Annotated in this window: 6 protein-coding genes; all 6 read right to left on the bottom strand. The window is 65.0% G+C overall.

What is annotated here, in order from left to right; translation table 11 throughout:
* Nucleotides 1-436, bottom strand: a 436-nt coding sequence (gene tagF / locus BFP90_RS01625; protein ID WP_065895797.1) for a type VI secretion system-associated protein TagF, incomplete at its 3' end; no start/stop codon positions are given.
* Nucleotides 433-3,933, bottom strand: coding sequence for a type VI secretion system membrane subunit TssM (gene tssM / locus BFP90_RS01620; protein WP_065895796.1), 3,501 nt, complete (start codon nucleotides 3,931-3,933; stop codon nucleotides 433-435). The genes tagF and tssM, both read right to left, overlap by 4 nt.
* Complete coding sequence (locus BFP90_RS01615) at nucleotides 3,930-5,219, bottom strand: DotU family type VI secretion system protein (RefSeq protein ID WP_065886925.1); 1,290 nt, start codon at nucleotides 5,217-5,219, stop codon at nucleotides 3,930-3,932. The genes tssM and BFP90_RS01615 overlap by 4 nt, the downstream gene beginning before the upstream one ends.
* Nucleotides 5,220-5,225: 6 nt before the next feature.
* Entirely contained in the window at nucleotides 5,226-6,560 is a 1,335-nt protein-coding gene (tssK, locus tag BFP90_RS01610; protein ID WP_065893988.1) for a type VI secretion system baseplate subunit TssK, read from the bottom strand.
* Nucleotides 6,561-6,578: 18 nt separating this feature from the next.
* On the bottom strand, nucleotides 6,579-7,088 hold the full coding sequence (tssJ, locus tag BFP90_RS01605) for a type VI secretion system lipoprotein TssJ (RefSeq protein ID WP_065886923.1): 510 nt from the start codon (nucleotides 7,086-7,088) through the stop codon (nucleotides 6,579-6,581).
* A gap of 56 nt (nucleotides 7,089-7,144) precedes the next feature.
* Nucleotides 7,145-7,726 (bottom strand): type VI secretion system-associated FHA domain protein TagH (tagH, locus tag BFP90_RS01600; protein ID WP_141688892.1); only part of this gene is annotated, 582 nt, incomplete at its 5' end.

The following is a 7,726-nucleotide window of genomic DNA, read 5'->3' as shown; positions in this document are numbered from 1 at the left end:
GCTCACTCGCCGGAACGCCCAGGGCGTCGAGGCCGGCATTGAAGCTTTCGAAGGTAGCGCCACTGTCCAGGGTGCTGAGCAACAGCTCTTCGGCCTGCTCAAACCAGGCATCCGGCCCGCCGACCAGAGACGCGGGGTTGGTGTCGTGGTCGAGCAACACCACCACGGCCAGCGGGAAATACCGCCCGACCCGGTCGATACTCGGCATCACCACACCTGCCGCCGCATCCGGTCCGCACACCCCGGGCGCCAGCACAAAACGCCACAGCGGGCTGACCAGGTAAGCGTTGAGCCAGTCACCGCCCAGGCTGTTCTGGCTGGCGAGCAGCCCCGCCGCCAGCCAGCTGTCCCAAGGGCCGATAAAACTCTGGGGCAAGGCGCGGCTGACAAAGTCACCGCGACTGGCCAACTTGCCGTAGAAACCCAGCGTCGTCATAGCCGCTCCGGCAGGCTGAAGCCGCTGAGCACGCGGCTCTTGAACGGGTTGAAAGCGCTGTTGGCGCGCAATTCGTAGGCGATGCTCGCGCCGTCGACCCGCAGGCGCAGGTTGAAACGGTCCGGCGAGTTGCCGGGGGTGAGGTCCGATTGCTCCAGCAGGCGGAACCAGGCCCACGGGCCGTCCAGCGTCACACCGGAACGCCCGCTGGCCGACGGCGGCATGATGGAAATACGCACCACGCCAATGCTGCCGGGGTTCGGCCATTGCATCGCCACTGGGCGACTCGGGCCGTGGTCGTAGCTCAGTTGCTGGCCGTCGAGGTCCAGCAGGAATTGGGTGATGGTCGGGTCCATCGACACCGGCTTGAGTTCGAAGCGCACGACAGGTTGCGTGCCGCCAGACCTGAAGAACGCATCACGAATAGCCGCCGCGCGCTGGAAGGTTTGCAGCACGCCCGGTGCGATACCGAGCTTCTGCGCCGCTCCCGGCTGCCAGCGCCAGGTCTGCGCCGAGGTGTCCACATAGGACTGCAGGTACTTGCGGAAGTAGTTATCCATCACCCCGCCGACGCCGAAGAACTGGCCGAAGTCATCCAGGGTCGCGTCCCGCGCACTGCCGGGCGACATCGGGTAGCGCCCGGCCAGGGACTGGCGATACACGTTGACCACTTCGCTGGCCCAGGCCGCGTTCAGCTGGTTACGCACCCCGCCCATCATGCTGTTGGTGGTGGAATTGACCACCGACTTGACCATGCCCTGCACCAGCGGCGGTTGGCGCTCGGCATTCAGGCTGACCCGCGTGGCCGCAGCCGCCGCCTGGTTCTTCGCTTCGCCAAGCAACGCATCGCCGCTGGCACCGACCATTGCACTGACCTGCACATACAGCGCATTCATATCCGCCAGCAGGCCGTCGATAGCCGCCGGCTCGCCTTCGTTTTTACTGACGATGCCGTTGAGTTCGGCAAAGTGCGCGGTGACCGGATCATCCGCCGCTGCGGGCGCGCTGGCGCTCGGTTGCTCCTGGCCCAGCAGGCTGCCCAGACGCTCCTTGAGCTTGTCGACGCCGCCCTCCACCGGCACGCCCTTGGCGGCCAACTGGCGTTCTTCGGCCTGCAGGTCAGTTTCCTTTGCCACCGCCACCAACAGTTTCTTCAACGGCGAGGTGGGGCCGGAAATCACCCGCAGCACATCGGCCGCCTGGGCCACGCTGGTGATCGGCACAAAGTCGATGTCGGCGAGCAACGCGTCCCACTGGCGCTCATAGTCCTGGAAATACAGGCGGCGCACATCGGCGGCCAGGCTGACCACGTTCTGCTGGTCGGCCTGTGCCTGGCCCAGTACCCACTGCTCTTCAGCCAGGGTGCCGGTCTGGTTCAGGCTGCTCAGCAAGAACGCCTGGCGATAGCCCTTGGCGGTGAAAAACCCGCTCAACGGCTCGCCCAACGGCTTGCCGCTCTTGCGACTGAACACCAGCGCGGCATCACGGCCGGCCGCTTCGTTGAGGCGAAAGTCCGGTACCCCTTCAGGCAGTTTCTGGCGCTTGACCCGGTCGTAGACACGCTGGGCCACCGGCAGTTGTTGCAGTTGGCGGCGCAGGTCGTCGATCAGGCGTGGGTCAAGACGCGCATTCGGTGGGTGACGGTCAAACAGTGCCTGCAAGTGCCCGGTCAAGGCCTGGCGCTGATCGGCCGGCAGATCGCGTGGCAGGTTGCGGTCCCAGTCGAGGGCGATCCAGGCCTTGATGAAGTCCGGGTCGTAATGCTCGTTGTCGGCCAGCATCAGGTAGGCCTTGAGGCCTTCGTAGAGGAAGTCCGAGTTGCCGCCGCCGTGCAGTTGCTCTTCGATGCGCGTGACCAGGCGCGGGGCGAAGACCGCGATCAGCAACTTGCGATAGACGCTTGCAGATTCGGCTTCGAGCATGTCGCCCTGGTACAGCCCCAGCCCCTCTGACCAGCTTGGCGAATCCCCGGCCAGGTGCTTGACCGCGTTGAGCAAGGGCAGCACGGCCACTACGTCACGCTGCGCCGGGCTCAGGTTCTGCACGGTCTGGCCCAGGGGTGAGACCTTCTGATCGACCTGGGCGATATACGCCTGGTTGGCGCGATAACTCACCCACCACAGGCTGCTGACCACCACCACCAAGGCCACCGTGGCCGCGAGAACACCCCGGGCGAGCCACTTGCGGCGCCGCTCGACTTTCGGGTTCACCCCGACCAGGCCACGTTCGGCAAAGGCCACGGCGGTGAAGAGTTTTTCGATGAAGTAACTGCGCCCGGTGCCGCTCTGGCGCGCCAGGTGCTGGCGGTCCAGGTTCATGCTCTGGGCCATGGTGCCGATCAGGCGGTCAATCGGGCTGCCTTCCTGGGTACCGCTGGTGAAGTACACGCCGCGCAGCAGCACGCGCTCTTCAAAGGCATTGGGTTTGAATACGCCCTCGAGGAAACTCTGCAGACAGTCCTTCAAGGCGCCCAATTGCTGCGGGAAACCGTAGATCAGGTCGCGCCGCGCCGGGTCGCGTTCCTGTTGCAGGCGTTCGACCAGGCGTTCGTTGAGGCGCTGTTCCAGACCGGCGAATTCGCTTTGCAGGTGCACCAGCGGGCTGTCGCTGTGCTTGCCGTCGTCCAGGGCAAAGGTCATGCCCCACACCTGGGCGCGCTCTTCCTTGCTCAGGTTGTCGAAGAACTCCATGAAACCCGGCACCAGGTCGAGCTTGGTCAGCATCAGGTAGATCGGGAAACGCACGCCCAGTTGGGTGTACAGCTCCTGGATGCGCAGGCGAATCGCAGCGGCATGGGCGGCGCGCTCGGCGTCTGTACCCAGCAGCAGGTCCGACAGGCTGATGGCGATGAAGGCGCCGTCGATGGGTCGACGCGAGCGCTGTTTTTTCAGCAGGTCGAGAAAGCCCAGCCACGCGGCTTTATCCACTGTGGAGTTGCTGTCCTGGGTGGTGTATCGGCCGGCAGTGTCGAGCAGCACGGCCTGGTCGGTAAACCACCAGTCGCAGTTGCGCGTGCCGCCGACGCCGCGCACCGCACCGGCGCCCAATTGCGCCGCCAGCGGGAAGTGCAGCCCGGAATTGACCAGTGCGGTGGTCTTGCCCGAACCCGGCGGGCCGATGATCACGTACCACGGCAGCTCGTACAGATTGCGGCGTTCATCGCCGCCGAGCTTGGCTTTCTTGAGCAGCGTCAGGGCTTCGTCCATGCGCTGGCGCAGGGTCGAGAGCTCTTCGGCGGTGGCCACGCTGTTGGGGTCGGCCGGGGTTTCGGCGGCCAGGCTGCGCATCACTTCGGCGGCCTGGCGGCGGGCCTGGATGATGCGCAACACGCGGTAGGCAATCCACAGCGCGAACACCAGGATGATCAGCGCCCAGCGGCGTCCCTCGGGCACCAATACGTCGAGCAACGGCCCGACAAACCAGATGATCAGGCCCAGGGCGATCAACCCCAGCACAGGGATCACCCAGCGAATCATGAAACTGAAAAACGCCTTCACTCGACGCCCTCCGCCAATACGGTGATTTCAACCCGACGATTGCGGGCACGGCCTTCGGCAGTACTGTTGGTCGCCAACGGCTCGGTGTCGCTGCGGCCTTCGGCGCTGAAGCGGTCACCTTGGCCGGTCTTGGCCGCCAGGATCTCCAGCACCGACTTGGCCCGCGCTTCGGACAGCGCCCAATTCGACGGGAAGCGCAACGTCGCAATCGGACGGTTGTCGCTGTGACCGGTGACACGCACCTGACCCTTGACCTTGCGAATGGCGTCGGCGATGCGCAGCATCAGCGGCTGGTAGTCATCGACAATGCTGGAACTGGCGGACGCAAACAGTTCATCACCGCGAATCGTCACCACAGAGCGGTCGACCTTGTCTTCCACGGCCACGCGGCCGGCCTTGATGTCTTCAGCCAGAAAGCCGGCCAGGCGCGGCCGCTCGATCACTTTCGGTTGCGCCACCGGACGGTCGATGGCCTGCACCGGGATCTCGCCCAGGGCATGGATATTCTTGAACACCGGCTCCGCATCCGAGGCCAGCTTCATGCGCAGGCCAAACAGCAGCGCCAGCAACAGCGCCAAGCCAATCGCCACGGCGATCCACGGCGGCATGAATTGCGCCAGGCGATCCCGCGCCACGGTCACGCCGCGCCAGTGCGGCGACAGCTCACGCTCGTGTTCGCCACGGGCACTGCGAATCGCGGCGGCAGTGCGCTCGCGCAAGGCTTCCAATTGACTGCGCCCGTCATTCATCACGCGGTAGCGGCCCTCAAAACCCAGGCACATGCACAAGTAAAGCAGCTCCAGCAGGTACAGGCGCTCCCGTGGGCTTTGCAGGCAATGGTCGAGCAGTTGAAAGACCTTTTCACCGCCCCAGGCTTCGTTGTGCACGGTGATCAGCAAGCTCTGTTTGCCCCAATCGCTGGTACTGCCCCAGGGCGTACTCAGCACGGCTTCGTCCAGGGCGGTGCACAGCGCGTAACGGGCCAGCAGCACCTCATTGCGCGCCACGCCGGCGGCTTCGGCGCGCTCTTCGAACTGGCGCAGATAGGCCAGCAATTGCGCGCGCAAACTGGCCGGCGCCGGGTGCGCGATGGTGTTGCGCAACCGCGTCAGCAAGGCCAGCAACGGGCCGGCGGCACTTTCCAGCGGGTTGAGGCCCTGGCTTTTGCCGGTGAGCATCGGCGCGGCCGGCATCGACAACGGTGCAGGTTCCGCGCGCGCAGGTTCGGGTGCCCGGCCGCCCGGGCGCGGCATGAACTGAGTGCGGTCATCATCATTGGGATGCATCGCGGATTATCCTCGGATCGCCCAGAAGGCCAGGTTCAAGCCCGGGAACTGCCCGGCGATGTGGAAGGCGAAACCGCCGGAATTGCTCAACTGCTGCCAGTGCTCGCTGCCGCGGTCCAGCTCGTAATAGGTGCTGCCCGCGTGATAGGGCAATTGGCGTGGCGCCACCGGCAATGGCAGCAGGCCGATGCCCGGCAATTGCAGGTTGACCATGTCGCGGATGTGCTCCACCGCGCCGACTTTGCTCTGCTGGCCGAAGCGCGCGCGCAGGGTTTCGCCGGGCACGTCGGCGCGTACCACGAGGATGAAACTGGCGCTGTCGAGCAGGGTCTTGTCCGCCAGCATCGCCACATGGATACCGTAGGCTTTCTCCACAATCGGAATCGGCGTGGCCTTGCTGTCGATCAGCATCGACAGCGCCTCACGCAGGGCCGCCATGACCGGCGTGAAGCTCAGGGCCAGGTCGTCGTGCTGGTACTGCGGATATTCCTGGGGACGGCGGCCAGAGGTGGAGAATGTCGAAAACTCACCGGCCAGGCTCACCAGCTCACTGAAGAAACGCTCCGGGTGCAACGGACTCAACTGGCTCACATGCTGGATCAGCGGCTGGGCGCGGTTGACCAGTTGCAGCAGCATGAAGTCAGCGATTTCCGATGCGCCACCGGCACCCGACGCGACCACGCGGCCGGCCAGGGCTTCGCCACGCTGGTGCAGCAGGCCGAGCAGTTCGCTGCGAAAGGCCGTCAGCGGCTTGCTCGCAGCTACATCCAGCACGGGCGGAATGTACGTGTCGTCGAGCACCAGTGCGCGGTCGGCGCGCTTTTCCTTGATGCGCACCAGCCCGATGGCGGCGTAGTCGCTGATGCCGTCCTGGGCGGTCAGCAGCCGCAGGGCGCGGGAACCCACGGCCACCGGCGCGCGGTTTTCGAAGGGCGCGTTGTCGTCGCGCACTTCGCGCACCTGGCTCACATAACGCGCGGCTTCCAACGCCTCGCCTTCATCCACCGTGTCACGCGCACCGGCACGCTTGAGCGGCAGGGCCAGGTACACCAGGCCGTCGCGCAGGCTGTCGTCGATATTCAGCGGACTCGGCGCCAGATCGTCCTGGGGGATATTGAACGGCGTACCGTCAGGCAGCAGGCCACGGGCCGACACGATTGCCAGCTTGCCCTGGGCGAGCAGGCCCTGATCGATCAGCAACTCGGAAAAACCCCAGGCACCCGCGGACAAAGGGCGGCTGCGGGCGTCGATCAGGTTTTCCAGGTAACGGTCATGCTGCTGGAAGTGCTGCGTTCCGATGAACATGCCTTCCGACCAGACCACGCGATTGTTCCAGGACATGGGGGCTCCGATTGCTTGTTATTGGGCTGGGCTGGAGGGGGTAGCCACGACGTCGGCGCGCACCGCACGCACATCGAGGCTGATCTGATATTCGCTGTATTGGCGTGGCGGCACGTTGATGACGGCGCGCCATTGCGCACGGTCCAGCTCGCGGTAGCCCACCAGCAGGCCGATCTGCCGGGTGGCCGGGTCAAGATCGCGCTGAATGCTCAGTTGCTGGCCGGGCTGGATCACCACTTCGTCCTGGTCCAGCAGGTCCAGGCCAAGGGTGGATTGCGCACGGTCAGCCAGGGCGAAGTAGTCGGAGCGCGCGAACGTCGCGGCGTTTTTCAGCTCGAAAATCCGCACCCGCACCGGCGCGGGCTGCCCGCTGGCACCGGGGTTGAGCCCGGCGATCGCGTGAAAATGCAGCTCGACGGCGGCCGTGTCCGCTTCAGCGTCGGCGGCGGTTTCGGGTTTGGTCGCGTCTTTGGCACACGCCGTCAGCAGCAGCGCGGTGGCGGCTGCAAGTAAAAACCTGGGAATCATCCTGCGTCCTCAATGACGTGTTTAGCTATCCGTTTTATCCATTACTGCGACGCGGTTCAGCGTCGCTGTCGTGCACTGTGCGCTTCGTAGGCCCGGCTGAATTCGCGGCCGAACAGGTCCTGGAAATCTTCCTGGGCCTCGCGGGAAATATTGCTGTAGAGCTCGGTGAATTGCTGCCAGTACTGGGCTTGGCGCGAGCCGTTGAAAATACTTGAGAGGCCACCGGGCTTGCCCATGCGTTCCTCCAATTGCGCCGGTTCAAAGCGCAGCAGCAAGTGCTTGAGCGCCGCTTCCACACCCGCCATCACGGCCAGTTGGTGCGCGCGCAGGTCGTCGAAACTGTCACGCACGGCAACGTCCGGCGCCATGAAGGCCGGATTGCCGTGACGAAGCAGCAGCAGTAACGCTTCGTCGGCATTCGGAGCGAATTTCAACGGGTTGTTTTCGGCGGGGCGGATCATGGTTTGCTGCATGCGAAATTCGCCCTTGAGGCTGGCGCGGGCACGCAACACGTCGATCAGGCCTTCGACCATCAGCCGGTAGCTGCGGCCGATGCTTTCCATCTGGGCGCAGGCATCGGCCCGATCCAGACGCAACTGATCGAGGCCGGCACCGCGCAGGAAGGCTTGCAAGAGGTC

The sequence above is a fragment of the Pseudomonas sp. 24 E 13 genome, assembly GCF_900004715.1.
Taxonomy (GTDB): Bacteria; Pseudomonadota; Gammaproteobacteria; order Pseudomonadales; family Pseudomonadaceae; genus Aquipseudomonas; species Aquipseudomonas orientalis_A.
Note: the sequence above shows the minus strand (reverse complement) of the source record. Positions and strands in the feature narration are given on the sequence as shown.

Bases quoted from the DNA above. Each gene is read 5' to 3' on its own strand.
- BFP90_RS01615 (WP_065886925.1), bottom strand. From the start codon at position 5,219: ATGCATCCCAATGATGATGACCGCACTCAGTTCATGCCGCGCCCGGGC.
- tssK (WP_065893988.1), bottom strand. From the start codon at position 6,560: ATGTCCTGGAACAATCGCGTGGTCTGGTCGGAAGGCATGTTCATCGGA.
- tssJ (WP_065886923.1), bottom strand. From the start codon at position 7,088: ATGATTCCCAGGTTTTTACTTGCAGCCGCCACCGCGCTGCTGCTGACG.